This is a genomic window from Rhodoblastus acidophilus (genome assembly GCF_009720655.1).
Classification (GTDB): domain Bacteria; phylum Pseudomonadota; class Alphaproteobacteria; order Rhizobiales; family Beijerinckiaceae; genus Rhodoblastus; species Rhodoblastus acidophilus_A.
Genome location: NZ_WNKS01000063.1, coordinates 1 through 415, shown reverse-complemented (window position 1 = coordinate 415; position 415 = coordinate 1). Strand labels below are relative to the sequence as shown.

General features: G+C 64.1%; 1 protein-coding gene. It reads left to right on the top strand.

Annotated elements, in window-relative coordinates:
- Positions 1–298, top strand: a 298-nt coding sequence (locus GJ654_RS20705) for a transposase domain-containing protein (protein ID WP_246664861.1), incomplete at its 5' end; no start/stop codon positions are given.
- Positions 299–415 lie beyond the last annotated feature (117 nt).

Here is a 415-nt window from a genome sequence, read left to right as displayed (position 1 = left end):
ACTGACACCAGGCGAACGCGGCCAAAGCCGCCGCGCCAGAAAAGTCACTTCGCGGGATTCGACCGTGGGTAGTTACCGTCCGATCCCCCTCGGGCGCAAGAACTGGCTCTTCGCCGGTTCAGACAAGGGCGGCTCGCGCGCCGCCGGCGTGCTGTCGCTGATCGAAACCGCGAAACTCAATGGCCTCGATCCCGAAGCCTATCTGCGAACCGTCCTTGCCCGCATCGCCGATTATCCGGCCAAGAAAATCGCCGATCTTCTGCCCTGGGGCGACGTCTTCCAGGCAAAGACCGCCTGACCGGACGCTTACGAGAGACGCCCGCATCCACGCGTTCGTTCGTTAGCGGTGCGGCTCGACCGGTCACCCATTTTCAGACCGTCAGCGCCGACGGCCACCTCGCAGTTTGGCAAGGCG